The organism is Microbacterium sp. G2-16M, from assembly GCF_055809115.1.
Genome location: NZ_CM147897.1, coordinates 3149547 through 3173584, shown reverse-complemented (window position 1 = coordinate 3173584; position 24038 = coordinate 3149547). Strand labels below are relative to the sequence as shown.

Sequence of the window (24038 nt, the reverse complement as noted above, 5' to 3'; positions counted from 1 at the left end):
ATCACGCATAGAATCCGTCGCGCAGACTGATGCCGTGCTCGACCCACATCTTCAGGGCCGCCAGCATCCCGGTCCACCCCTCGCAGTTGCCGAACGCCCCGCGCGCCCCCTCGGGCGAGACCTGCCAGGAGGACTCCGTGATCGTCACCAGCGTGCGCGCGCCGTCGTCGAGCGGTTCGAACTCGAACGTGGTGGTGGTCTTCCCGTCGGCGGCGGTCACCGCCTCGCCGCCCCAGCGGATGACGATCCGTGTCGGCGGCTGTGCGTCGATCACGTCGACCGGGAAGCGGCCGGGGTAGTCGTGGAAGTCCCAGGTGACCGCGGATCCCGGCTCGAGGCGGCCCCGGGCGCCGCCGGTCGTGAAATAGTGCGACAGCTGCGCGGGATCGGCGACGGCTTCGTACACCTCGGCGATCGGGCGCGCCACGCGACCCGACACGGTGAACGTCAGTTCCTTCAACTCGGTAGACATGTTGTAGTTTTACAACATGTCGGATGCTGTGCGCAAGGTCCCCGCGGACGATGACCGCGTCTTCAAGGCGCTCGCATCACCCGTGCGCCGACAGATCCTCGACGCGCTGAAGGAGTCGCCGCGCACGACCGGGGCGGTGTGCGAGCTGTTCGAGGACCTGGACCGCACCACGGTGCTGCAGCATCTGCGCGTGCTGGAGGCGGCCGAGCTCGTCACCGGTCGCCGCATCGGTCGCGAGCGCCACCTGTCGCTGGCGCCGCTGCCGATCAAGCGCATCCACGATCGCTGGATCGACGGCTATGCGCGCGCCGCCGTCGAGCTGCTGGCGCATCTGGACGAAGGCGGGCAGTCCCCGGACGCCTGACGCGGGAGCGGGGTGACGGGCGGCGTCAGTGCAGCGCGACCGCCGGCACAGCCACGCCACCGCCGCCGACGACGCGAGACCGCTGCCGGCGCAAGCGCTGGCGTTGGCGCTGGCGTTGGCGACGCGAGACCGCTGTCGGCGCCGCGGAGTGCCGGCGACGACGCGATCATGCCGCCTGCGCGGCGCAGCGATCGTCCCGGTCACGCCGGCGCCGCGATCGCCCCGGTCACGCCGGCGGCAGCGGTCCGAGCGCGGCCTCGACCGCCGCGGCCGCCGCGAGCGCTGCCATGTCGCCGTGCGCGGGTCCGATCAGCTGCACGGCCGTCGGCATCCCGTCGCCGCCATACCCGGTCGGCACGGCCACTGCCGGCAGGCCGAGGAAGTTCACGGCGACCACCAGCCGCAGATCGCGCAGTGCCTGGTCGGCGGGCTCGGGACCGCCCAGGTCGAACTCGGGCGCCGGCACCCGGTCGGCGAACACCGGACCGAGCACGACGGGGAACTCGGCCTGGAACCGGCGCCACGCCGCCTCGATCACGGCGCGCCGCGCCCAGGCCTGCGCATACTCGGCGGCCGTCTCGTACGGCCGGGCGGCCGCCGTGCTGTCGCGCAGGAACCGCGTCGCCGCCCGGCCGAGCGGCGCGGACAGGCGCGCGGGATCCAGACTCCACAGCATGTCGGTGCAGGCCAGCCGACGCCACAGCTCTGCGGCCTCCTCGATGAACGGCGGCTCTGCCGCGACGACACCCCACCCGGCGGTCCGCAGGGCGTCCGCGGCGCGATCGACGCCGGCGCCGGCATCCGGGTGGATGCCGCGCCCCGCCGGATCGCGGGTGACGGCCACCGTCCGCGGGCCGTCGTACGTGCGCAGGGACGGCAGCTCCTGGGAGACCGGATCGTCGAGGTCCCACCCGGCCACCAGCGCCAGGGCGCCTTCCAGCTCGGCGACGCTGCGCGCCAGCAGGCCGTTCACCGCGAACCGCTGCAGCGTGAGCGCGACCGGGCGGTCCTCCACCCGCGCACGCGGCACCCGCCCGGCGGACGGACGCAGCCCGCACACGCCGAGCGCGGCGGCCGGCAGGCGGATCGAGCCGCCGAAGTCGTTGCCGAGCCCGATCGCGCTCATCCCGGTGGCCACCGCCACGGCGTCGCCACCGCTGGAGCCGAACGTCGTCCGGCCGCGATCCCGGGGGTTGTACGTGCGACCGAACAGGTCGTTGTCGGTGTCCCAGCGCATGCCGAAGTCCGACATGTTGCCCCGGCCGATCGGGATCGCCCCGGCGGTGCGCATCCGCGCCACCACCGTCGCGTCGCGGGCCGGGACCGCGTCGGCGAGGCCGCGCCATCCCTCGGTGGTGGCCGACCAGGTGAGGTCGATGTTCTCCTTGATCGAGATCGGCACGCCGCCCAGCGGACCGGGGTCGCCGCCGGCGGCGATCGTCCGATCCACGCCGTCGGCGGCCCGGCGGGCGCAGTCGGCGAACACCACCGGCAGGGCGTTCAGCTCGGGGTTGCGCGCCGCGATGCGCGCCAGGTGCGCGTCGATCACGGCCGCCGCGGTGGTCCGCCCGTCACGGATGTCGGCGGCCAGGGCGAATGCGCCCGGCAGCGGGTCTGCAGGTGTCATCGACATCCATCCCACCATGCCGGGGTCGCCGGCGCCACGTGCGGGGTGGGCGGCCCGCGCCCCCGTACACTCGTGCCATGGCGACGACGAACAAGACCACCGACGATCATCCGGTCCTCGGCGAGCGGTCCGGACTGTGGGGCGCCCTGATCGGGCTGATCGTGGCGGCCCTCATCGCCGCTCCGCTGTCGGGGGCGGTGGCCTTCGCCACCCATCCGCTGGCCCGCACGCTGTTCGACGGTCGCCTCGGTCAGACCTCGGCGGCTTCTCGACGTTCTGGTGGGTGGTCGCGCTGCTGCTGGCGGCGCTGCCGTTCCTGGTGGGGTTCGGCATCGCGCGCCTGTCGGTGAAGACGATCGGCGTGATCTGCGCGATCGTCGCCGTCTTCGTCATCGCGATCGTCGTCCTCGGCCAGCTGTTCCTGTTCTGACCGAGGACGCCCGACCGACGCCGCTACTGCACCGACCAGCCGCCGTCCGAGGCCAGGATCGCGCCGTTGATGTTCACGCCGTCATCCGACAGCAGGAACGTGATGGACGCCGCCAGCTGCTCCGCGGTGGCCACCGTGGGGATCTGCGCCTGGAACGGCTGCAGTCGCGCCGAACCGCTCGGGGACACGTTCGGCGGGAACGGGATGCCGGTGGCCACTCCACCCGGAGCGACGGCGTTGACCCGGATGCCCTGCGGGCCGTACATGAACGCGGCCGACTTGGTCATTCCGACCACGGCGTGCTTGGACACGGTGTAGGCGTTCCCGGACGCGTTTCCGCGCAGTCCGGCCTCGGACGCCACGTTGACCACCGCGCCGCGGCCGGCCGCGATCATGGCGGGCAGCACGGCACGGGTGAGCTTGAACGCACCGGTGAGGTTCACCGCGAGCACCCGGTCCCACATCGCGTCGCTGGTCTCGTGCAGCGGCGAGAAGTCGTCGTTGATGCCGGCCACGTTCGCGAGCCCGTCGATGCGCTCCCCGGCGGCCGCCACGATCGCGTCCACCGCCTCCTGCTTCGTGATGTCCCCGGTCACGGTGACGATCTGCGCCTCCGGCAGCGATGCGGCGAACTCGGCCAGCCGCTCGGCCGACACGTCGACGGCCACGACACGCCCGCCCTCGCGCGCGATCCGGGATGCCGCGGCCCGGCCGATCCCGGAGGCCGCACCGGTGACCACCAGCGTGCGCCCGGCGAACCGGCCCGCCGTGACCTGCTCGGCCCAGCCGGTGCTCTCCTGCTCTTCCGGCATCACCCCGCCGTTGGCCTTGAGCACCAGATCGTCCACGACCGACTGGGGCAGCTGCCCCTGGCTCAGCGCCACCAGCTGCTGCAGCGGCAGCCCCCTGATCGGCGCCAGGGTCTGTTCGGTGGCGCCGGACTGCGCGAGCAGCCCCCGCACGAGCTCACCGCCGACGGGGCTGTCCAGCCACTCGCCGATCGTGCTGTTCGCGGTCAGAGCCTTGCTCTCGGACATCGGTGATCCCTCTCGTCCCGGTGATCGCCCCGCCGTCCGGTGGAGCCGCCACCCCGATCTCGTGCGGGAACCCCCGTGCGAGGGTTCCCTCCGACCAGTATTCCCGTTCTCGCCGCGCGGGTCGGGCCGGGTTGGGCGTTCTGTCCCCGCGATGCAGTGATAATGGGCTCATGGCCCCCGCGTACAGCGCGATCTCGAGCTACTCCCGGGTGCAGATCCTGCACCTGCTGCAGGAACGGCCGTCCCGCACGATCGTCGATCTGACCGAGGCGACCGGCCTGCACGCGAATACTGTGCGCGAACATCTGCACCGGCTGATCGAATCGGGATACGTCGTGCCCGAGGCCGAGCACCGGACCACCCGCGGACGCCCGCGCATGCTCTACACCGCGGCGACGGGACCGGATGCCCCCTCCAGCCCGGTCGCACGGCGTCGGGTGCGCGAGGCCGCCGAGCGCGGCGATCTGATGCGCCGCGTGATGCCGTGGACCGAGACCGGCCTCCCCGAGGCCGCCCAGCATCAGCTCGACGCCCTCGTCGAAGACCTGCAGGACGCGGGCTTCGAGCCGACCGTCGATCAGGACGCCCTCACCGTCGACCTCACCCCCTGCGAGCACGCCCGGGCGCAGGCCGCGCATCGCGGCGTGCTGTGCGCGGTGCACGTCGGCATCATGCAGGGCGTGCTCACCGAGGCCGGCGGACCGCTCGAGGTCGAGGGCCTGCTGCCCACGTGCGACCCCGTGCAGTGCCACGTGCAGCTGACGATGGCCTGATCGCGGTGCCGAAGGCGCCCGGCGCGTCAGACCGGCGCGGCGACCCCGACGCGCACCCGATCCGGACGGGCGTAGACGTTCATCGTCGATCCCCGCACGAAACCGATGAGGGTGAGACCGGATGTCTCGGCCAGCTCGACCGCGAGCGAGGAGGGCGCCGAGACCGCGGCCAGGATGGGGATGCCGGCCATGGCGGCCTTCTGCACGAGTTCGAAGCTCGCCCGGCCCGACACCTGCAGCACCGTGCCGGTCAGCGGCAGGCGCCCGGCCAGCGCGGCCCATCCGATGACCTTGTCCACGGCGTTGTGTCGTCCGACATCCTCGCGGACCACCAGCATCTCGCCGGTGACCGCGTCGAACAGACCGGCGGCGTGCAGCCCGCCGGTCTTGTCGAAAACGTCCTGGTGGGCGCGCAGCTGCTCGGGGAAGCCCGCCACCCGCACGGCATCCACCGGCACCGGATCGGCGGAGACGTCGAACGCGGAGGTGCGCGCGACCTGGTCGATCGAGGCCGCGCCGCACACGCCGCAGGCGCTGGAGGTGTAGGTCCGACGCGAGGTCAGGGTCTCGGGCAGCGGCGTGCCCGGCGCGAGCGTGACATCCAGCACGTTGTAGGTGTTGCCTTCGACGCTCGTCGGCGTCAGCGACAGCCGCCCGGTCTCGATGATCCGTCCCGGGGCCCCCGGGCCGCCGCAGTGGATGGCCGAGGCGAACTGCCCCTCACGGGTGATCACGCCCTCGGCGACCAGGTAGCCGGCGGCCAGCTCGACGTCGTGTCCGGGGGTGCGCATGGTGACCGTCAGCGGTTCGCCGCCGATGCGGATCTCCAGCGGCTCCTCGACCGCCAGCACATCGGCGCGCGCCGAGGTCGCCTCTTCGTCGCGATCCGCGTCCACGCGGACCCGCACGACCCGCTTCCGCGCGGTGATCCTGCCCATCTCGTCCTCCGTCTTCGAGGCTACCCTCCCTGCGGGCATCGGGTACCGTCGTCTTCCATGATGCGGGCGGCGGGAAGGATGCCGACATGGTGCTGACGGTGCGGCGGGCGACAGAGGCCGATGCCCGTGCCATCGCCACGATCCGGGTGGCGTCGTGGCGGGTGGCCTACCACGGGCTGATCGCCGACGCCCTGCTGGACCGGCTCGACGTCGACCGCGAGGCGCACCTGCGCGCCCTGCACTGGGACCGGCACAACGCCGACCCGCGTTCGGCGAGCCTGCTGGCCGAGCGCGACGGATATCCGGTGGGGTGGGCGGCGACCGGCCTGTGCCGGGACGAGGATGCTGCGGGCCGTGGGGAGCTGTACGCCCTGTATGCGCTGCCGGAGAACTGGTCGACCGGGGTCGGGCACGCGCTGATGATGGCGGCCGAGGCCGCGCTGCGCGCGTCCGGGTTCCGCACCGCGTCGCTGTGGGTCCTGGACGGCAACGAGCGGGCGGCATCCTTCTACGAGCGCCACGGTTGGCGCGAGGACGGCGCGGCGAAGGAGGACGACCGGATCGTGGGCGACACCGGCATCCCCGCACTGCACGAGCGCCGCCGGGTGCGCGATCTGGGCGAGGTCGTGCCCCGCTGAGTCGGCCCGCCGCGGGTGCGCGACCTGGACGGTCGTGCCCCCGCCGAGTCAGCTCGCCGCAGGACCGTCTGCGGACGTCGGATGCCGCGGCGGCAGCCGCATGCCGAAGGGCCGGTCGTTCTCGTCCGCCGGGTGTGCGGCCAGCGCCGTGAATCCGACCCGCGGATAGAACGCGACGGCACCGGCGTTCTCGGCGCCGGCCACCAAGTGGACACCGGGCACGCCACGCGTGCGCAGGCGGTCGGCGAGCGTGTCGATCAGCCGTCGCCCCCACCCCTGCCCCTGCAGTTCGGGCAGCAGGTCGATGTGCAGGTGCGCGGGGAAGCCCATCGCCTGATAGCGGTTCGCCGCGCCGCCGCGGGCGGCGGCATAGGCGAGGAGCCCCTGCTCCTGATCCGCGTGCTCCTGATCCGCGTGCTCCTGATCCGCGTGCTCCTGATCCACGGGCTCCCGGCTCCCCGGGTGCCCCTGATCTCCGCGCGGCGCCGGCCGTGCCCACCGCCGCGCGAACGGCGGCCACCAGTCGGTGCGGAACCAGGTCTCGAAGGCGTCGGTGTCGGGCGCGCACACGATGTAGCCGGCCACCCGGCCCTCGTCGGTCTCGACCACGAACGCGGTGTCGGGATGGCGCGCGACATACGGCCAGACGAAGATCGCCGGCCAGATGTCGTCATCGCTGAGCATCCCGGTGGCGTCGGCGCCCGCCGCCGCGGTGCGCACGCAGATCTCACCGAGCGCGGACTCGTCTCCGGGCCGGAACGGACGGATGCTGCTCACCCCCGGGAGCCTATCCGGTGCGCTCAGCCGCCGATGTAGGACATCTCCACCCGCGGGGCGGATTCGGTCGACTCGGCGGCGGTGGCCGACGAGCGGATCTCGGAGTACCGGTCGTCGCGGACCGCCCAGATCCCGGCGAGCGCGGCACGCAGCTCGTCATCCGACGCCCCACTGCCGGAGGCGACCCCGCGCAGCAGCGCGCGCAGATCGTGCCCGCGCGCGGCGAACAGGCAGGTGAACAGCTTGCCGTCCGCAGAGATCCGCGCCCGCGTGCACGCGCCGCAGAACGGCGCGGTGACGCTGGAGATGGCGCCCACCTCGCCGGCCCCGTCGCGGTAGCGCCAGCGGCCGGCCGTCTCGCCCGGATAGGCCGGCGGCACCGGCTCGAGCGGATGGACGGCGTCGATGCGCGCGACCACCTCGGCCGAGGGCACGACCTCGGCCAGGTTCCAGCCGTTGGTGGTCCCGACATCCATGAACTCGATGAACCGCACCGTCACCCCGGTGCCGCGGAACCGCTCGGCGATGGAGAGGATGTCGCCGTCGTTCATCCCGCGCTTGACCACGGTGTTGACCTTGACCGGAAGACCCTCCTCGCGCGCGGCGCGGATGCCGTCGAGCACGCGTGCGACCGGGAAGTCGATGTCGTTCATCGCCCGGAAGGTGGCATCGTCCAGCGAGTCCAGCGACACGGTGACCCGGTCCAGGCCTGCCGCGCGCAGTGCGGGCGCCTTGTGCGCCAGGGCCGATCCGTTCGTGGTCAGGGCGATGTCCAGCGGCGATCCGTCGTCGGTCTCGATGCCGGCCAGCATCCCGATCAGCACCTCGATGTCGCGGCGCAGCAGCGGCTCGCCGCCGGTGAGCCGCAGCTTGCGCACCCCCAGGGCGACCGCGGCCCGCGCGACCCGTTCGATCTCCTCGAAGCTGAGCAGCTGCTCCTTCGGCAGGAACGCGTAATCGCGGCCGAAGATCTCCTTGGGCATGCAGTACACGCAGCGGAAGTTGCAGCGATCGGTCACCGAGATGCGCAGATCGTGCAGCGCGCGCCCGCGCGCATCGCGGGTCCCGGTGAGCATCTCGGCGGCCATATGCCCACCGTAACCGCTGCGCGGGAGACTCCGGGCCGTGGCTCAGGCCTTCTTCGGCCGGGCGTCGCGCATCATCCCGGCCACCACCAGCGCCAGCGCGCCCACGAGCACGAGCAGCCACAGTCCGAGCCAGTACGAGTTCGTCTCGGCCTGGTAGGTGGCGCCCATCACCAGGGGCGGGAAGTAGCCGCCCAGTCCGCCGGCGGCCGCGACCACGCCGGTGACCGCGCCGACCCGGTCCGGCGGGGTGGAGGGGCCGACCCAGGCGAACACCCCGCCCATGCCCAGGCCCATCGCGGCGGCCATGAGCAGGAAGGTGACGCCGGTGACGATGCCCTCGGGCGGCTCCTGACCGACGACGTAGGCGGCCGCCACGATCCCCGCCAGCGAGAGCAGCGAGACCACCTTCGGCCCGAACCGGTCGGCCAGCACGCCGCCGATCGGGCGCGCCACGACCGCCGCGACCGCGAACATCGCGGTGCGGGTGCCGGCCCCGACGGCGTCGACCTCGTCCGGATAGATCGTGGTGAGGTACTTCGGCAGGTAGGTGGAGAACGCCACGAACCCGCCGAACACGATCGCGTACAGGAAAGACATCTGCCACGTGATCCGCAGCTTCAGCGCCCCGACCACCTTGGGGACCAGCGCCTGGCTGCTCGGCGTCCAGGCCGGCGAGTCGCGCAGGAAGAACCAGCACAGTGCCGCCATCACGACCATGATCCCGGCGATGAGCAGGTGGGTGGGCAGATATCCGATCTGCTGCGCCAGCCGCGGGGTGAAGAAGGCCGACACGCCGGTGCCGATCATCCCCATCCCGAACACGCCGTTCGCGAACCCCCGTCGTGCGGGCGCGTACCAGGCACTGGAGAACGGCACGCCCACGGCGAAGATGGTGCCGGACACGCCCAGCAGGAACCCGGCGAACACCAGCAGCGGGAAGCTCTTGATCGAGCCGGCGAGCGCCACCAGCAGCACGGCCGGCACGCCCGCCAGCAGCACGAAGGTGAACATCCTCCGACCGCCCCAGCGGTCGGTCAGGGCGCCCACCACGATGCGGCCGAGCGCGCCGACCAGCACCGGGGTGGCCAGCATGAGCGAGATCTGCCCCTGCCCCAGCCCCATCGAGGTCGCGTAGAGGCCCTGCAGCGGCGCGATCGCCATCCACGCCCAGAAGCCGGCCGTCGACGCGAGGGTCGCCAGGAGCACCTGGCCGAGACCGCCGCGCAGCTCGGCCGTGGTCCGCATGTCCGTGACCGTCGAAGACATGGGCGCCATGACGGCTCCTCTCGTTTCGCGACAGGCTAGCCAGGAACCGCGCCCGCGTCACCAGCCCGCACCGTTTTTATTCGAGGCGCGATTCTTCGACGTATGTCGCGCCGGGTGCGTCTGCCCGACGATTTTCCACGGGATCGCCCGCCATTAAACACGGCTCGCCCCCCTGGCGGTCCCGCGGCGCCCCGCCCATACTGGGGGTAATCGCGAGGCTGGAGGACCAGGCATGACTCCCAAGATCCGCACCACGCAGCCGGCCACGGACGGCCCGCTCGCCGACACCCTGCTGTCGCTGAGCCGATACATCCGGCCCGGCGAGATCTCGGGCGATCAGCGCGCACTGTTCCTCGAGGGCGGCCGCGAGGGGGATGTCTTCTACCGCGACCGCTGGTCGCACGACAAGGTGGTCCGTTCCACGCACGGGGTCAACTGCACCGGGTCGTGCTCGTGGAAGGTGTACGTCAAGGACGGCATCATCACCTGGGAGACCCAGCAGACCGACTACCCGTCGGTCGGGCCGGACTCGCCCGAGTACGAACCGCGCGGCTGCCCCCGCGGCGCCGCGTTCAGCTGGTACACCTACTCCCCCACCCGGGTGCGCTACCCCTACATCCGCGACACCCTGCTGGAGCTCTACCGCGCGGCCAAGCAGACCCACCCCGACCCGGTCGACGCCTGGCGGTCGATCGTGGAGGACCCCGAGGCATCCCGCGCCTACAAGAGCGCCCGCGGCAAGGGCGGGCTGGTGCGCACCACGTGGGACGAGGCGGTCGAGATCGTGGCGGCCGCGCACGTGCACACGGTGAAGGCGTTCGGGCCGGACCGGGTCGCGGGCTTCTCGCCCATCCCGGCGATGTCGATGATCTCGCACGGCTCGGGCTCGCGGTTCATGAACCTGCTCGGCGGCACGATGCTGTCGTTCTACGACTGGTACGCCGATCTGCCGGTGGCCAGCCCCCAGGTGTTCGGCGATCAGACCGACGTGCCCGAATCGGCCGACTGGTGGAACGCCGGCTACCTGATGATGTGGGGCTCGAACGTGCCGGTCACCCGCACCCCGGACGCGCACTTCATGACCGAGGCCCGCTACCGCGGCCAGAAGGTGATCGTGGTCTCGCCGGACTACACCGACAACACCAAGTTCGCCGACGAATGGGTTGCGCCGCACCCGGGGACGGATGCCGCGCTGGCGATCGCGATGGGGCACGTCATCCTCACCGAGTTCTTCGTGCGCGAGCGCACCGCCCCGTTCCAGGACTACATGCGCCGATACACCGACGCGCCGTATCTGGTCACGCTCGAGCAGCACGGCGACCGGCTGGTGCCGGGCAAGTTCCTGACCGCGAGCGATCTCGACGCGGATGCCGCGGACACCCCGCGCGGCGAGTTCAAGCCGGTGCTGCTGGACGCCGACGGCACCGCGGTGGTGCCGGGCGGGTCGCTCGGCCACCGGTTCACCCCCGAGGACCAGGGCCGGTGGAACCTGGACCTCGGCGACGTCGTGCCCCCGCTGTCGATCGCGGACGCGACCGATTGGGACGGGGCATCCGCCGAAGTCGCCCTCCCTCGCTTCGACGTCGCCCCCGAGCCCGGGCACGAGCACGCCGGCGGCGTCGGCATCGTCAGCCGCGGCGTCCCGGTGCGCACCGTCGCCGGACGCACCGTCACGACCGTTTTCGACCTGATGCTGGCCCGGTACGGCGTCGGCCGCGACGGCCTGCCGGGGCAGTGGCCGACCGGCTACGACGACGCGTCGAGCCCGGGCACCCCTGCCTGGCAGGAGGAGATCACCTCGGTCCCGGCCGCGCAGGCCTCGCGGATCGGCCGGGAGTTCGCCGACAACGCGCTGCGCAGCGGCGGACGCTCGATGATCCTGATGGGCGCGGGCACGAACCACTGGTTCCACTCCGACACCATCTATCGCACGTTCCTGGCACTGACCATGATGTGCGGCTGCCAGGGCGTGAACGGCGGCGGCTGGGCGCACTACGTCGGCCAAGAGAAGGTGCGACCTCTGACCGGGTACAACCAGTACGCCGGGGCGCTGGACTGGACCCGCCCGCCGCGCCAGGCCATCGGCACCGCGTTCTGGTATCTGGCCACCGACCAGTGGCGCTACGACGGGCTGCCGGCCGACCAGCTGGCCTCGCCGCTGGCGCGCGGCACGTTCGCGGGCCGGACCACGGCCGACTGCCTGGTCGAGTCGGTCAAGCGCGGGTGGATGCCCAGCTACCCGACGTTCTCGCGCAACCCCCTCGATCTCGTCGACGACGCAGAGGCCGCCGGCAAGGAGCCGGCACAGTACATCGTCGACTCGCTCAACGACGGATCGCTGCACTACGCCTGCGAGGACCCGGATGCTCCGGAGAACTTCCCGCGGGTGATCTCGATGTGGCGCGCCAACGTGCTGGGCTCGTCGGGCAAGGGCAACGAGTACTTCCTCAAGCACCTGCTGGGCACGGACTCTGCGGTGCGGGTGGGCGAGACGCCGGCCGGCGCGCGTCCGCGCGACGTGCGCTGGCGCGAGGACGCGCCGCTGGGCAAGCTCGACCTGCTGATGACGAGCGATTTCCGCATGACCAGCACCACGCTGTTCAGCGACGTCGTGCTGCCCACCGCGACCTGGTACGAGAAGTACGACCTGTCCTCGACCGACATGCACCCGTTCGTGCATTCGTTCTCGCCGGCGATCGATCCGCCGTGGCAGACCCGCACGGACTTCGAGACGTTCAAGGCGATCGCCGAGCGCTTCAGCGAGATGGCCCGCACCCACCTCGGCGTGCGCCGCGACATCGTTGCCGCCCCGCTGCAGCACGACACCCCCGACGTGATGGCCACACCGCACGGCCGGGTGCGCGACCTGCCGCTCGTGCCGGGCGTGACGATGGCCAAGCTGATCGTGGTCGAGCGGGACTATCCTGCGCTGGCGGCGCAGTGGAACACGCTGGGTCCGCTCACTGAGAAGCTCGGCATGACCACGAAGGGCATCACCTACCGGCCCGAGCGCGACGTCGAGATGCTCAAGGGCCTGAACGGTACGGTCGCCGCCGGACCGATGGCCGGACGAGTGCGGCTGGACACCGACAAGCGCGCGTGCGAGATGGTGCTGGCCCTGTCCGGCACGACGAACGGACGGCTGGCGGTGCAGGGCTTCCAGCGACTCGAGGAGCAGACCGGTCAGAAGATGGCGTTCCTGGCCGAGGAGCACGAGGGCACGCACATCACGTTCAGCGACGTGCAGGTGCAGCCGCGCAGCGTCATCACCTCGCCGGAGTGGTCCGGATCCGAGCACGGCGGACGCCGCTACACCGCGTTCGCGGTGAACGTCGAGCAGCTCAAGCCCTGGCACACGCTCACCGGCCGGCAGCACTTCTTCCTCGACCACGACTGGATGGAGGAGCTCGGCGAGAACCTGCCGATCTACCGTCCGCCGCTGGACATGCACCGACTGTTCGGCGACGCGATCCCCGGTGCGCGCAACCGCATCGCCGGGCCGGGCGCCGACGGCCAGACCGAGGTGTCGGTGCGGTACCTGACGCCGCACTCGAAGTGGTCGATCCACTCCGAGTACCAGGACAACCTGTTCATGCTGTCGCTGAGTCGCGGCGGCCCGACGATCTGGATGAGCATCGCGGACGCCGGCAAGATCGGCGTGCGCGACAACGAGTGGATCGAGGCCTACAACCGCAACGGCGTCGTGGTGGCGCGGGCCATCGTGTCGCACCGGATGCCGGAGGGCACGGTGTACATGTACCACGCGAAGGACCGCACGGTGGATGTGCCGATCTCGGAGACCAGCGGCCTGCGCGGCGGCATCCACAACTCCCTCACCCGCATCCTGCTCAAGCCCAGCCACCTGATCGGCGGGTACGCTCAGCTGGCCTGGGCGTTCAACTATCTCGGCCCGACCGGGAATCAGCGCGATGAGGTCACGACCATCCGTCGCCGGAGCCAGGAGGTGCAGTACCGATGAAGGTCATGGCGCAGATGTCGATGGTGATGAACCTCGACAAGTGCATCGGATGCCACACCTGCTCGGTCACGTGCAAGCAGGCGTGGACGAACCGGACCGGCGTGGAGTACGTGTGGTTCAACAACGTCGAGACCCGGCCCGGCGTCGGCTATCCGCGCTCGTACGAGGATCAGGAGCGGTGGGGCGGCGGCTGGGTGCGCACCAAGCGGGGCCGGCTCAAGCTGCGCAGCGGCGGACGGCTCGCCAAGCTCGCGCACATCTTCTCGAACCCGAATCTGCCCGAGATCGAGGACTACTACGAGCCCTGGACGTACGACTACGACATGCTGCTGAACTCGCCCAAGGGCGAGCAGACGCCGGTCGCCCGCCCGAAGAGCCTGCTCACCGGCAAGGACATGAAGATCTCATGGTCGGCCAACTGGGATGACGACCTGGGCGGGTCGGCCGAGACCATGCAGGACGACCCGATCCTGAAGAAGATGAGCGAGAAGGTGCACGCGGAGTTCGAGCAGGCATTCATGTTCTACCTGCCGCGCATCTGCGAGCACTGCCTGAACCCGTCGTGCGTGGCATCCTGCCCGTCCGGGGCGATGTACAAGCGCGCCGAGGACGGCATCGTCCTGGTCGACCAGGACAAGTGCCGCGGGTGGCGGATGTGCGTGTCCGGCTGCCCGTACAAGAAGGTCTATTTCAACCACAAGACCGGCAAGGCCGAGAAGTGCACGCTGTGCTACCCGCGCATCGAGGTCGGCCTGCCGACCGTGTGCTCGGAGACCTGCGTGGGGCGGCTGCGGTATCTCGGCCTCGTGCTGTACGACGTGGACCGGGTGGCCGAGGCGGCCAGCGTCCAGGACGAGCACGAGCTGCTGGACGCGCAGCGCAGCGTCATCCTCGACCCGAACGATCCGGCGGTCATCGAGGCCGCCCGGCGCGACGGCATCCCGGAGGACTGGATCGAGGCCGCGCAGAACAGCCCCATCCACAAGCTCATCCAGCAGTACAAGGTGGCGCTGCCGCTGCACCCGGAGTACCGGACGATGCCGATGGTCTGGTACATCCCGCCGTTGTCCCCGGTGGTGGACGTGGTCACCGGCTCGGGCAACGACGGCGAGGATGCGCGCACGCTGTTCGCCGCGATCGACAAGCTGCGCATCCCGATCTCGTACCTGGCCGAGCTGTTCACCGCGGGGGATGTCGCGCCGGTGGATGCTTCGCTGCGCAAGCTGGCCGCGATGCGCTCGTACATGCGCGGGATCAACCTGGAGGACCGTCGGGACGAGGAGATCGCCGCGGCCGTCGGGATGACCGGCACCGAGATGGAGGAGATGTACAGACTGCTGGCGATCGCCAAGTACAACGACCGGTACGTCATCCCCGCCGCGCACGCGGAGCAGGCCCGCGAGCTGGAGGAGCTGGCCTGTTCGCTGGACTATGACGGCGGCCCCGGCATGGGCGGCCCCGGTCCGTTCGGCGCCTCCAGCGGGCACCCGGACCCGGTGGCGGTGGAGAACTTCCACGTGCTCAAGGACCGGCAGACCGCCGACCGGCCGGCCGGCCCTGGCCGCGTCAACCTGCTCAACTGGGACGGCAACGGGACCCCGCAGGGCCTGTTCCCGCCCCTGGACAAGGACAAGTGATGGTCGGCTTGCGCACCCGCGTCACCCCGCGGCGCCGACTGCCGGCGTCACTGAACGCGCTCACGCTGAGCCGCCCGGAGCGTGCGCGCGCACACATGGCCGCCTCGGTGCTGCTGGATTATCCGGATGCCGCCTGGTTCGCGAAGCTTCCGGCGGTGCGGGGACTGGCGGCTCCGCTGCCGGACAAGCTGCGGCATCCGCTGGAACGGTTCATGGACGCCGCCGAGTCCGCGCACTCGTGGGAGCAGCAGTACGTGCGCACCTTCGATCTGAAGCGCAAGTGCAGCCTGTATCTGACCTACTTCGCCACCGGCGACACGCGCAAGCGCGGCACCGCCCTGGTGACGATCCTGGAGGCCTATCGCGCGGCCGGGTGGGAGTTCGACGCCCACGAGCTGCCGGACTACCTGCCGGCCGTACTGGAATTCTCCGCGATGAGCGACTCCGAGATCGCCGACGCGCTGCTGTCCAGCCACCGGGAGGGCATCGAGGTGCTGCGTGCGGCCCTCGAGGCCATGGACAGCCCGTGGGCCGATGTCGTGCGGGCGGTGACCCTGTCGCTGCCGCCGGTGGACGAGGCCACGCGCGAGCGCTACCTGGAACTGATCAGCGAGGGGCCGCCCACCGAGACGGTGGGGCTGAGCCTGAACGGCATCCTGCCGCCGTTCCGAGTGAGGGAGGACGTATGAACCCGCTGTCCCTGCTGCTGTGGGTGGTGCTGCCGTACATCGCCGCGGCCGTGTTCATCGTCGGCCACATCTGGCGGTATCGGTATGACAAGTTCGGCTGGACGACGCGGTCGAGCCAGTCGTACGAGAACCGGCTGCTGCGCTGGGGCTCGCCGATGTTCCACTTCGGCATCCTCTTCGTGCTGGTCGGCCACGCGGTCGGCCTGCTGGTCCCCCGCGAGTGGCTGTACGCCATCGGCATCGACGAGCACATGTACCACATCGGCGCGACCGTGCTCGGCACGGCCGCCGCGATCCTGACGCTCGCGGGGCTCGCGATCCTGATCTACCGGCGCCGCACGGTCGGCCCGGTGTTCCTGGCGACCACCACGATGGACAAGGTCATGTACGTGTTCCTGGGCGCCACGCTGCTGTTCGGCACGCTCGCCACGTTCATGCACCAGCTGTTCGGCCCCGGCTACGAGTACCGCACCACGATCAGCCCGTGGGTGCGCAGCATCCTGCTCTTCCAGCCGCAGCCCGAGCTCATGGACCAGGCGCCGCTGATGTTCCAGCTGCACGCGCTGACGGCGACGCTGCTGTTCGCCCTGTGGCCGTTCACGCGCCTGGTGCACGTGTTCTCGGCGCCGGTGCAGTACCTGTTCCGGCCGTACATCGTGTATCGCTCGCGCGACGAGCACCGCAGCGGCGCCCGGGCCACCCGGCGCGGGTGGGAGCCGGTGGCTCCGCCCGACCCCGAACGGCTGCACCGGCCGTAGCGACCCGGTCGCCCCGGTCTCAGCGACCGGCCGAGACCGTGATGGTTCCGCCGGGGATCGCTCCGGCACCGGCGGGAAGCTGCAGCACGATGTCCTCGCCGGTCGCGGTGCGCGCCCGCACCACGACCCCCGACCCGCCTGCCCGCACGTCCTCGATCCGCGCCGCCCAGCCGTCGCCCGAGCCTCCGCCCGAGCCGTCGCCCCGGCGGTCCGGCAGCGTCGCGGCGACCGCGGCCGCGAACGGCGTGGCCGGGGCATCCAGCACCTCGCGCACCCCGCCCTCCTGCGTGATCCGTCCGGCTTCGAGCACGACCAGACGGCCGGCGAGGGATGCCGCGTCCGCCGCGTCGTGGGTGGCGATGAGCGCCGTCGTCCCGGTCGCGGCGAGCTGATCGCGCAGCAGCGCGCGGATGTCGGCCGCGGTGGCCGGGTCGAGGGACGTCAGCGGCTCGTCCAGCAGCAGCACCCGCGGCGCGGTCGCCAGCGCACGGGCCAGCGCCACCCGCTGCTGCTGCCCGCCGGACAGCTGCGCGGGACGTCGTGCGCCCATGCCGGCCAGCCCCACGCGATCCAGCCAGGCATCGGCATCCGTCCGTGCCGCGCGGCGCCCCGTGCCGCGGGCGCGCGGCCCGAACGCGACGTTCTCGCGCGCCGACAGGTGCGGGAAGAGGCGCGGCTGCTGCCCGAGCAGCACGACGCCGCGGTGCTGCGGGCCGACGCGGACGCCGGATGCCGCCTCCAGCGTCCGCCCGTCGAGCCGCACCTCGCCCGCGTCCAGCGGCACGAAGCCCGCGATCGCATCGAACAGGGTGGACTTGCCCGCACCGGACGGGCCCATCACGGCGACGATCTCTCCGGCGTCGGCCCGCAGCGCCGCATCGAGCACGTACGCCCCGCGCTCGACCCGGACCCGGGCCTCCAGCCCCGCGCCGCTCATCCGACGCCCTCCGCCTGCGCGCCGCTCATCCGACGCCCTCCGCGGCCGTCGCGGGGGCGTTCGGTCGCCAGGCCCGCACCAGCAGCAGCACGAGGATCGCCGTCACCAGCAGCAGCAGCGAGAGCGCGACCGCCGATCCCTGGGTGACCCCCGCGCCGTTGAACGCCGTGTAGATCGCCAGCGGCATGGTCTGCGTGACCCCCGGCGCGTTGCCGGCGAACAGCGCGGTGGCGCCGAACTCGCCGATCGCGCGGGCGAAGCACAGGATGACTCCCGAGATCAGCCCGGGAGCGGCCAGCGGCAGCGTCACCCGCCACAGGATCGTCCAGCGGCCGGCGCCCAACCCGGTGGCGGCGCGCTCGTAATCCACGCCGGAGGTGCGCAGTGCGCCCTCCAGCGCCAGGACGAGGAACGGCAGCGCCACGAACGTCTGGGCCAGGACCACCGCCGTCGTGGTGAACGGCACCTGCCATCCGGTCCAGCCGAGCCATCCGGAACGGCCGAACAGGAACAGCAGTGCCAGTCCGCCCACCATCGGCGGCAGCACGAGCGGCACGGTCACGATCGCGCGCAGCACGGCGGCGGTGCGCGTGCGCGCCCGCGCGATCAGCAGCGCGAGCGGCACCCCCAGCATCAAGCACAGCGCGGTGGCGATCAGGCCGGTCGTCACCGACAGCCGCAGCGCGTCCAGAGCTTCGGTCGAGGTGATGTCGGCCCACAGCGTCGCCCACTGCACCTTGCCGACCAGGGCGGCCAGCGGCAGGACGAGGAAGGCCACGCCGATCAGGGCGGGGACCGCGAGGACCGGCGGCGCGTAGCCGCGACGATTCATGGCTTCTCGAATCCGAACGAGGCGAGGACGGCCTGCCCTTCGGTCCCGGTGATGAAGTCGACGAACGCCTGCGCGGCGGCCTTGTCGGGCGCGTCCTTCAGCACGGCGATCGGGTACGAGTTCACGACCTTGTCGGCGCCCTCGGGGACGATGGTCTCGACCTGACCGGCGGCGGTTGCCGCGTCGGTCTTGTAGACGAGCCCGGCGTCGGCCTCGTCGGTGCGCACCTTGGTCAGCACCGCGGTCACGTTCTGCTCGGAGCTGGCCGGCGTCACGCTCACCCCGGCGTTGTCCAGCAGCGTTCGGGAGGCGGCGCCGCAGGGCACCTCGGGTGCGCACAGCACGGTGGTCACTCCCCGCTTCGCCAGGTCGGCGAGGCTCTGCACGCCGGCGGAATTGCCTTTGGGCACGACGATGACGAGGGTGTTGCGGGCGAAGACCACCGGGTCGGAGGCCAGCCCCGGTGCGGTGACCTTGTCCATGTTCGCCTGGTCGGCCGAGGCGAAGACGTCGACCTTGGCGCCGCCGATGATCTGGGTGGCCAGCGTGCTGGAGCCGTCATAGCTGGCGGTCACGTGCACGTCCGGGTGCGCGGCGGTGAACTTCTCGATGGCCGTGTCGAATGCGCCCTTCAGCGACGCGGCCGCCGACACCGTGACGTCGCCGCCGAGGGCGGCGGTCGCGCCGCTGGGCTGGTCCGTGGCGGGCTGGGTGGCACTGATCGCACAGCCGGCCAGCCCCAGGGTGAGTGTGGCCGCAGCCGCGGCGATGACGGGGAACCGGCGCATGATGTGCTCTCCCTTCTGGCGGGTTCTTCCGGACGAGTTCGCGTGGACGAGACCGGTCAAGGACGCGGGGTCTCGACGATGACGGTGGTGGCCTTGACCACGGCGACCGCCAGCGAACCGACTTCCAGACCGAGGTCACGGACGGCCTCGGCGGTCATCAGCGACACCACGCGATGCGGACCCGCCTGGATGTCGACCTGGGCGGCGACCTGGTCGACGATGACCCTGGTGACCAGGCCGGTGAACCGATTGCGCGCACTGGAGAGGACATCCGTCGGGTCGACGGCCGCAGCGGACAGCTCCACCGCACGGCGCGCGAGCGCCTCCCCGGGAATCTCGGCCGGCGAAGAGTCCGTGACCGGCAGCGCGCCCTGCTCCACCCAGCGGCGCACGGTGTCGTCGCTGACGCCGAGCAGACGGGCGGCCTGCGAGATCTTGTAGCTTGCGGGCATATCGTCACGATAGCACCGCATCTGCGGCGATCTGAGCGGACTTATTCCGATCTCGCGGAACCGACCGCCGCTGCGTCGCCGCCGTCCCGCACCATGACCGGTGCGGCGCCTCCCCCGCCTCGCGCCGCGCACGGGCGCCTCCTCCCCTCACCGGCGCCCCCACCATCACAGACTTCGGAGGAGCACCGCATCCTCGGAGGATTCCGGCGATTCGATCCGAGACTCGTCGCTTCCTCCGAACTCTGTGAGGCCCGGGGCGGGGGCGGGATGCGGCATCCGCCGTTTCGTCCGGCCGGAACCGGCCCGCGCCCGGGCGCCGCTGACTACGCTGAAGACATGCCGCTGGTCCCGCCCCTGCCTGCGCTCAGCGACGCCGAGCGCGTGCGCACGGCGCGCCATCAGCGATTGGCCGGGCTCGGGCCCGACGGACAGCGAAGGATCGGAGCGGCTCGCGCCGCGGTGGTCGGCGCCGGAGGGCTGGGCTCGCCGGTCATCCTCGCCCTGGCCGCTGCCGGCATCGGCGAACTCGTCGTGTTCGACGACGACGAGGTGGACGTCTCGAACCTGCAGCGGCAGGTGATCCACCGCCGGCAGGACGTCGGGCGCCCCAAGACCGACAGTGCCGAGCGCGTGGCATCCGATCTGTCCGAGACCCGCGTCCGCGCGGTGCGCACCCGCCTCACGCACGACAACGCCGCCGCGCTGCTGGCGGGCGTCGATCTCGTCCTGGACGGGACGGACTCCTTCGCCAGCCGCGAGATCGTGGCGGCGGCCTGCGAGCGGCTCGGGCTGCCCCTGGTGTGGGGCACGGTGCAGGAGTTCGCCGGGCTGGTCACGGTGTTCTGGTCCACCCCGCCCGCGCCGCACGAGCCGGTGCGCCTGGTCGACCTCTATCCCGCGGGCAGCGACGCCCCGGCTTGCTCGGCGGTCGGCGTGTTCGGCCCGCTCTGCCTGCAGGTCGGATCGTTGATGGCCGCCGAGGCGCTGAAGCTCATCACCGGGATCGGCCGACCCCTGATCGGACGCGTCGCGCTCATCGACGCGCTGGCCGGCACCCAGCGTGAGGCGCCCCTGCGAGCTGCACAGGGGACGGATGCCGCGAGCGCGGCGAACTCCGCCGCACCGAACGACACCGCACCGAACGACACCGCACCGAACGACACCGCGCAGGACGGCCCGGCACGGGGCGGGTCAGGTCGGAATGGCACCGCACCGAACTCCGCCGTACCGAACGCGAACGGCCCGGCGCGGCCGGCCGCCGCGATCGCCGAGGTGGACGAGCCCGGCGACGCAGTCGTGATCGACGTGCGCGAGGAGTTCGAGCTGGCCACGGGCACGGTGCCCGGCTTCCGGCATCTTCCGCTGGATGCCCTGCTGGCGGACGTGGATGCCGTGGCCGACCAGGTCGCGGGCTCCCCCGTCGTGATCGTGTGCCAGGTGGGTGCGCGGGCGCGCGTCGCCGCGTCGGCGCTGCGGGCCGCGGGAGCCGAGGCATCCGTCCTGCGCGGCGGTATCGAGGGGTGGACCGGCAGGCAGGAGGCCCGGGTGTGATCACCGTCGAAGAGCACCGAGACCGCATCCTCGCGGCGGTGCGCCTCCTCGAGGCGACGACGATGCCGGTGAATGCGGCTCTGGGTCGGTTCCTGCGCGAACCGGTCCGATCGCAGGTGGACCTTCCGCTGTTCGACAACTCGGCGATGGACGGCTTCGCCGTGCGGTTCGACGACGTGTCCGCGGCATCCCCCGACGCGCCGGTCGTGCTCGAGGTCGTCGCCGATCTGCCGGCCGGCACGTCCGATGACCCGCCGCTGCGGGCCGGGCAGGCCGCCCGCATCATGACCGGGTCGCCGGTGCCCGCCGATGCCGACGCCATCGTCCCGTTCGAGGACACCGTCGGCGGGCTGGAGGACTCCCTCGGCCGGGTCGAGGTGATCGCAGCACCGCGGGCACGCGGAGCCCATATCCGCCCGCGTGCCGAGGAGTGCACGGCCGGGGACGAGATCCTTCCCGCCGGAACCTTCCTGGGCGGCCGTCAGCTCGCTGCTGCCGCCGCGGCCGGTGTCACCGAGGTCGTGGTCTCTCGGCTTCCGCGGGTGGCCGTGATCTCGACCGGGGACGAGCTTCGGCCCCCCGGCACCCCGTTGCGGCGCGGGCAGATCCCCGAGTCGAACAGCACGCTGTTGGAGGGACTGTGCGAGCAGATCGGCGCCGAGGTGGTGCTGCGCACCTCGGTGACCGATGACGGCGACGGACTGCGCGCGGCGCTGGCCGAGGCATCCGTCCTCGGCGCCGACGTGGTGATCACCTCGGGCGGTGTCAGCGCAGGAGCGTACGAGGTCGTCAAGAACGTCGCGCCGATGCGGTTCGAGAAGGTCGCGATGCAGCCCGGCAAGCCGCAGGGATTCGGCGACGGGATGCCGCTCATGTTCGGGCTGCCGGGCAACCCGGTCAGCGTCGCGGTGTCGTTCGAGGTGTTCGTGCGCCCCGCGCTGCGGGCGATGCAGGGCGCCGCGGCACTCGATCGGCTCACGCTGCCGATGCGCGTGCTCGAGGCGTGGCGCACTCCGGCCGGCCGGCGCCAGTATCGGCCGGTGCGCGTCGAGCGCGACGGCGTGCGCCCCGCCTCGTCGGGCGGCTCGCATCTGGCGGCGAGCCTGGGCCGCTCCGACGCCTATGCGATCGTCCCCGCCGACATCGACGCCGTCGCGGTGGGCGACGTCGTGGATGTCATGCTGGTCTCATGAGCTTCACCCACCTGGATGCCGCGGGCAACGCTCGCATGGTCGACGTCACCGAGAAGCAGCCCACGGTGCGCGCGGCCACCGCGCGCGGCTTCGTCCGCTGCGCGCCCGAGGTCGTCGCGGCCCTCCGCGACGGCACCGTCCCCAAGGGCGATGTGCTGGCGGTCGCCCGGATCGCCGGCATCGCCGCGGCCAAGCGCACCCCCGAGCTGCTGCCCCTGGCTCACGTGATCGGCGTGCACGGGGCGGTGGTCGAGGTGGAGATCGTCGACGGCGGCGTGCAGCTCGAGGCCACCGTGCGCACCGCCGATCGCACCGGCGTGGAGATGGAGGCGCTCACCGCCGTCTCGGTCGCCGCCCTCGCCGTGGTCGACATGGTCAAGGGCTTGGACAAGTCCACCTCGATCGCCGACGTCCGACTGGTCGCCAAGACCGGAGGCAAATCGGGTGCATGGGCCCGGCCGGGCGAGTCCGCGCGGCCGTGACCGACGTTCCTGCCGGCGACCGGGCGCGCGCTGCGGATCCCGTGGGCGCGCGGATCTCCGCGGCACACTCCGCGGCCGGCGCACCCGGCGCGGACGCGCACTCCGTCGGCGCGATCCTGCTCGCCGGCGGCCGGGCGTCCCGCATGGGCGGGATCGACAAGCCGCGGCTGCAGATCGACGGGGTGAGCCTGCTCGACCGTGCGATCGCCGCCGTGCGCAGCGTCTCGGCAGCCCCGATCGTCGTGGCGGGTCCCACGCCGACCGATGCCGCGCCACCATCACCCGCACCGGCACCCTCCGCCCCCGCTGACCCGGGGACTTCAGACCGCGCGGCATCCTCGTCCCCCGCGCACCCCACTCCTGGCCTGGGGACTTCTGACCGCGCGGCATCCTCGTCCGCCGCGCAGCCCACTCCCCTGACCTGGGTGCGCGAAGACCCGCCGTTCACCGGGCCGGTGGCGGCGATCGTCGCCGCGCTGGCGGCGATGCCGGCGGACTCCGATCCCGCCTGGATGCTCGTGCTGGCATGCGACCTCCCTCACGTCGACGCCGCCGTGCGGCAGCTCGTGCACGACATCGTGTTCCCGGGCTCCGACATCGACGGTGCATGCCTGTCCGACCCGTCGAGCCGACCGCAGTGGCTGACCGGGCTGTACCGCACGACGGCGCTGCGGCGGGCCGCGGCATCCATCCCGGACGAGGGCCGGAACCAGTCGATGCGCGCGCTCCTGGCCGACCTGGCGATCGCGGCGCTGCCCGACCTGTCCGACAGCGCCCGCGACATCGACACGTGGGAGGATTACAGAAGCTTCACCAAGGAGGACGTATGAGCGATCACCTGCCCCCGGAGGCCCTCGACCACTGGGCCGACGCGCTGCGCGAGCGGTTCGGACTCGCCCCCGAGGACGTGCCCATCTCGCTGATCCTGGACCTGGCCAAGGATGTCGCGAACGGCGTCGCGCGGCCGGCTGCGCCGTTCAGCGCCTTCGTGGCGGGGCTGGTCGCCGGTCGCGCGGGCGGCTCCCCCGAGCAGGTGCGCGAAGCCGCCGCCGCCGTGTCGGAGCTGGCCTCGACCTGGGAGGCGTGATGCCCGTCGTCCGGTTCTTCGCGGCCGCCGAAGAGGCCGCCGGCGCGGCGCAGCTCACGGTCGCGGCCGCCGATCTCGGGGCGCTGCGCGGGACGCTGAGCGCGCAGCATCCGGCGCTCGCCTCGATCCTGCCGCGGTGCGCGGTCCTGGTGGACGGCGCCCGGCTGGACGATGCCTCCCCGCTGCCCGAGTCGGCCGTGATCGACGTCCTGCCGCCCTTCGCCGGCGGCTGAGCGGCCCGGC

The 24038-nt window shown here is 72.0% G+C and carries 25 protein-coding genes; 14 read left to right on the top strand and 11 right to left on the bottom strand.

Translation table 11 applies throughout. The features are described 5' to 3' along the window. Position 1: 1 nt before the first annotated feature. The gene (locus AC0L6F_RS14975) at positions 2 to 472 is read right to left on the bottom strand and encodes an SRPBCC family protein (RefSeq protein WP_473538484.1); all 471 of its coding nucleotides are present in this window, start codon (positions 470 to 472) and stop codon (positions 2 to 4) included. Between the two features lie 16 nt (positions 473 to 488). Here AC0L6F_RS14975 and AC0L6F_RS14970 point away from each other — a divergent pair, with 16 nt between their 5' ends. Beyond that, positions 489 to 836, top strand: coding sequence for an ArsR/SmtB family transcription factor (locus tag AC0L6F_RS14970; protein WP_473538483.1), 348 nt, complete (start codon positions 489 to 491; stop codon positions 834 to 836). Positions 837 to 1062: 226 nt separating this feature from the next. On the opposite strand, the gene AC0L6F_RS14965 is transcribed toward AC0L6F_RS14970, so the two are convergent. Next, positions 1063 to 2463, bottom strand: coding sequence for an amidase (locus AC0L6F_RS14965; protein WP_473538482.1), 1401 nt, complete (start codon positions 2461 to 2463; stop codon positions 1063 to 1065). A gap of 283 nt (positions 2464 to 2746) precedes the next feature. Between AC0L6F_RS14965 and AC0L6F_RS14960 the strand changes: the two genes are divergently transcribed. Continuing rightward, a complete protein-coding gene (locus AC0L6F_RS14960; RefSeq protein WP_473538481.1) occupies positions 2747 to 2893 on the top strand; it encodes a hypothetical protein in 147 nt (48 codons plus the stop codon). 23 nt (positions 2894 to 2916) lie between these two features. On the opposite strand, the gene AC0L6F_RS14955 is transcribed toward AC0L6F_RS14960, so the two are convergent. Further along, complete coding sequence (locus tag AC0L6F_RS14955) at positions 2917 to 3930, bottom strand: SDR family NAD(P)-dependent oxidoreductase (RefSeq protein WP_473538480.1); 1014 nt, start codon at positions 3928 to 3930, stop codon at positions 2917 to 2919. A gap of 170 nt (positions 3931 to 4100) precedes the next feature. On the opposite strand from AC0L6F_RS14955, the gene AC0L6F_RS14950 reads away from it, so the two are divergent. Next, complete coding sequence (locus tag AC0L6F_RS14950) at positions 4101 to 4703, top strand: ArsR family transcriptional regulator (RefSeq protein ID WP_473538479.1); 603 nt, start codon at positions 4101 to 4103, stop codon at positions 4701 to 4703. Between the two features lie 26 nt (positions 4704 to 4729). Here the strand turns inward: AC0L6F_RS14950 and fdhD are convergent, their stop codons facing one another. Further along, entirely contained in the window at positions 4730 to 5641 is a 912-nt protein-coding gene (fdhD, locus tag AC0L6F_RS14945; protein ID WP_259611472.1) for a formate dehydrogenase accessory sulfurtransferase FdhD, read from the bottom strand. Between the two features lie 86 nt (positions 5642 to 5727). Here fdhD and AC0L6F_RS14940 point away from each other — a divergent pair, with 86 nt between their 5' ends. Beyond that, entirely contained in the window at positions 5728 to 6279 is a 552-nt protein-coding gene (locus AC0L6F_RS14940) for a GNAT family N-acetyltransferase (RefSeq protein WP_274637357.1), read from the top strand. 48 nt (positions 6280 to 6327) lie between these two features. On the opposite strand, the gene AC0L6F_RS14935 is transcribed toward AC0L6F_RS14940, so the two are convergent. The 3 genes from AC0L6F_RS14935 to AC0L6F_RS14925 are packed head-to-tail and all read right to left on the bottom strand — an operon-like array spanning position 6328 to position 9419. After that, positions 6328 to 7056 (bottom strand): GNAT family N-acetyltransferase, encoded by a 729-nt coding sequence (locus AC0L6F_RS14935; protein ID WP_473538478.1) that lies wholly within the window; start codon positions 7054 to 7056, stop codon positions 6328 to 6330. Positions 7057 to 7079: 23 nt separating this feature from the next. Beyond that, the gene (gene moaA, locus AC0L6F_RS14930; RefSeq protein ID WP_473538477.1) at positions 7080 to 8144 is read right to left on the bottom strand and encodes a GTP 3',8-cyclase MoaA; all 1065 of its coding nucleotides are present in this window, start codon (positions 8142 to 8144) and stop codon (positions 7080 to 7082) included. Between the two features lie 42 nt (positions 8145 to 8186). Further along, entirely contained in the window at positions 8187 to 9419 is a 1233-nt protein-coding gene (locus tag AC0L6F_RS14925) for an MFS transporter (RefSeq protein WP_473538476.1), read from the bottom strand. 223 nt (positions 9420 to 9642) lie between these two features. On the opposite strand from AC0L6F_RS14925, the gene AC0L6F_RS14920 reads away from it, so the two are divergent. From AC0L6F_RS14920 to narI, 4 genes are read left to right on the top strand one after another with little or no spacing between them, the layout of a single operon-like run. Next, entirely contained in the window at positions 9643 to 13389 is a 3747-nt protein-coding gene (locus AC0L6F_RS14920) for a nitrate reductase subunit alpha (protein WP_473538475.1), read from the top strand. Then, on the top strand, positions 13386 to 15026 hold the full coding sequence (gene narH / locus AC0L6F_RS14915; RefSeq protein WP_473538474.1) for a nitrate reductase subunit beta: 1641 nt from the start codon (positions 13386 to 13388) through the stop codon (positions 15024 to 15026). Before AC0L6F_RS14920 ends, narH begins: the two co-directional genes overlap by 4 nt. Then, positions 15026 to 15715, top strand: a complete 690-nt coding sequence (gene narJ, locus AC0L6F_RS14910) for a nitrate reductase molybdenum cofactor assembly chaperone (protein WP_473538473.1) — start codon at positions 15026 to 15028, stop codon at positions 15713 to 15715. Before narH ends, narJ begins: the two co-directional genes overlap by 1 nt. Next, positions 15712 to 16473, top strand: coding sequence for a respiratory nitrate reductase subunit gamma (gene narI / locus AC0L6F_RS14905; RefSeq protein WP_274637352.1), 762 nt, complete (start codon positions 15712 to 15714; stop codon positions 16471 to 16473). Before narJ ends, narI begins: the two co-directional genes overlap by 4 nt. 19 nt (positions 16474 to 16492) lie before the next feature. Here the strand turns inward: narI and AC0L6F_RS14900 are convergent, their stop codons facing one another. Genes AC0L6F_RS14900 through AC0L6F_RS14885 form a run of 4 tightly spaced genes read right to left on the bottom strand, consistent with a single transcriptional unit; the run spans position 16493 to position 19482 of the window. After that, positions 16493 to 17410, bottom strand: coding sequence for an ABC transporter ATP-binding protein (locus AC0L6F_RS14900; RefSeq protein WP_473538472.1), 918 nt, complete (start codon positions 17408 to 17410; stop codon positions 16493 to 16495). Between the two features lie 25 nt (positions 17411 to 17435). After that, positions 17436 to 18242, bottom strand: a complete 807-nt coding sequence (locus tag AC0L6F_RS14895) for an ABC transporter permease (RefSeq protein ID WP_473538471.1) — start codon at positions 18240 to 18242, stop codon at positions 17436 to 17438. Then, entirely contained in the window at positions 18239 to 19030 is a 792-nt protein-coding gene (modA, locus tag AC0L6F_RS14890) for a molybdate ABC transporter substrate-binding protein (RefSeq protein WP_473538470.1), read from the bottom strand. Before modA ends, AC0L6F_RS14895 begins: the two co-directional genes overlap by 4 nt. Before the next feature lie 56 nt (positions 19031 to 19086). Further along, complete coding sequence (locus AC0L6F_RS14885) at positions 19087 to 19482, bottom strand: TOBE domain-containing protein (RefSeq protein ID WP_473538469.1); 396 nt, start codon at positions 19480 to 19482, stop codon at positions 19087 to 19089. 336 nt (positions 19483 to 19818) lie between these two features. On the opposite strand from AC0L6F_RS14885, the gene AC0L6F_RS14880 reads away from it, so the two are divergent. The 6 genes from AC0L6F_RS14880 to AC0L6F_RS14855 are packed head-to-tail and all read left to right on the top strand — an operon-like array spanning position 19819 to position 24028. Continuing rightward, complete coding sequence (locus AC0L6F_RS14880) at positions 19819 to 21033, top strand: ThiF family adenylyltransferase (RefSeq protein WP_473538468.1); 1215 nt, start codon at positions 19819 to 19821, stop codon at positions 21031 to 21033. After that, positions 21030 to 22226 (top strand): molybdopterin molybdotransferase MoeA, encoded by a 1197-nt coding sequence (locus AC0L6F_RS14875; RefSeq protein ID WP_473538467.1) that lies wholly within the window; start codon positions 21030 to 21032, stop codon positions 22224 to 22226. The genes AC0L6F_RS14880 and AC0L6F_RS14875 overlap by 4 nt, the downstream gene beginning before the upstream one ends. Beyond that, positions 22223 to 22708, top strand: a complete 486-nt coding sequence (gene moaC, locus AC0L6F_RS14870; protein ID WP_274637345.1) for a cyclic pyranopterin monophosphate synthase MoaC — start codon at positions 22223 to 22225, stop codon at positions 22706 to 22708. Before AC0L6F_RS14875 ends, moaC begins: the two co-directional genes overlap by 4 nt. Next, positions 22705 to 23538 carry a molybdenum cofactor guanylyltransferase gene (gene mobA, locus AC0L6F_RS14865; protein WP_473538465.1) on the top strand — a complete coding sequence of 278 codons (834 nt, stop codon included), beginning with the start codon at positions 22705 to 22707 and terminating at the stop codon, positions 23536 to 23538. Before moaC ends, mobA begins: the two co-directional genes overlap by 4 nt. Then, complete coding sequence (locus AC0L6F_RS14860) at positions 23535 to 23795, top strand: DUF6457 domain-containing protein (protein ID WP_274637343.1); 261 nt, start codon at positions 23535 to 23537, stop codon at positions 23793 to 23795. The genes mobA and AC0L6F_RS14860 overlap by 4 nt, the downstream gene beginning before the upstream one ends. Continuing rightward, entirely contained in the window at positions 23795 to 24028 is a 234-nt protein-coding gene (locus AC0L6F_RS14855) for a MoaD/ThiS family protein (RefSeq protein ID WP_473538464.1), read from the top strand. Before AC0L6F_RS14860 ends, AC0L6F_RS14855 begins: the two co-directional genes overlap by 1 nt. Positions 24029 to 24038 lie beyond the last annotated feature (10 nt).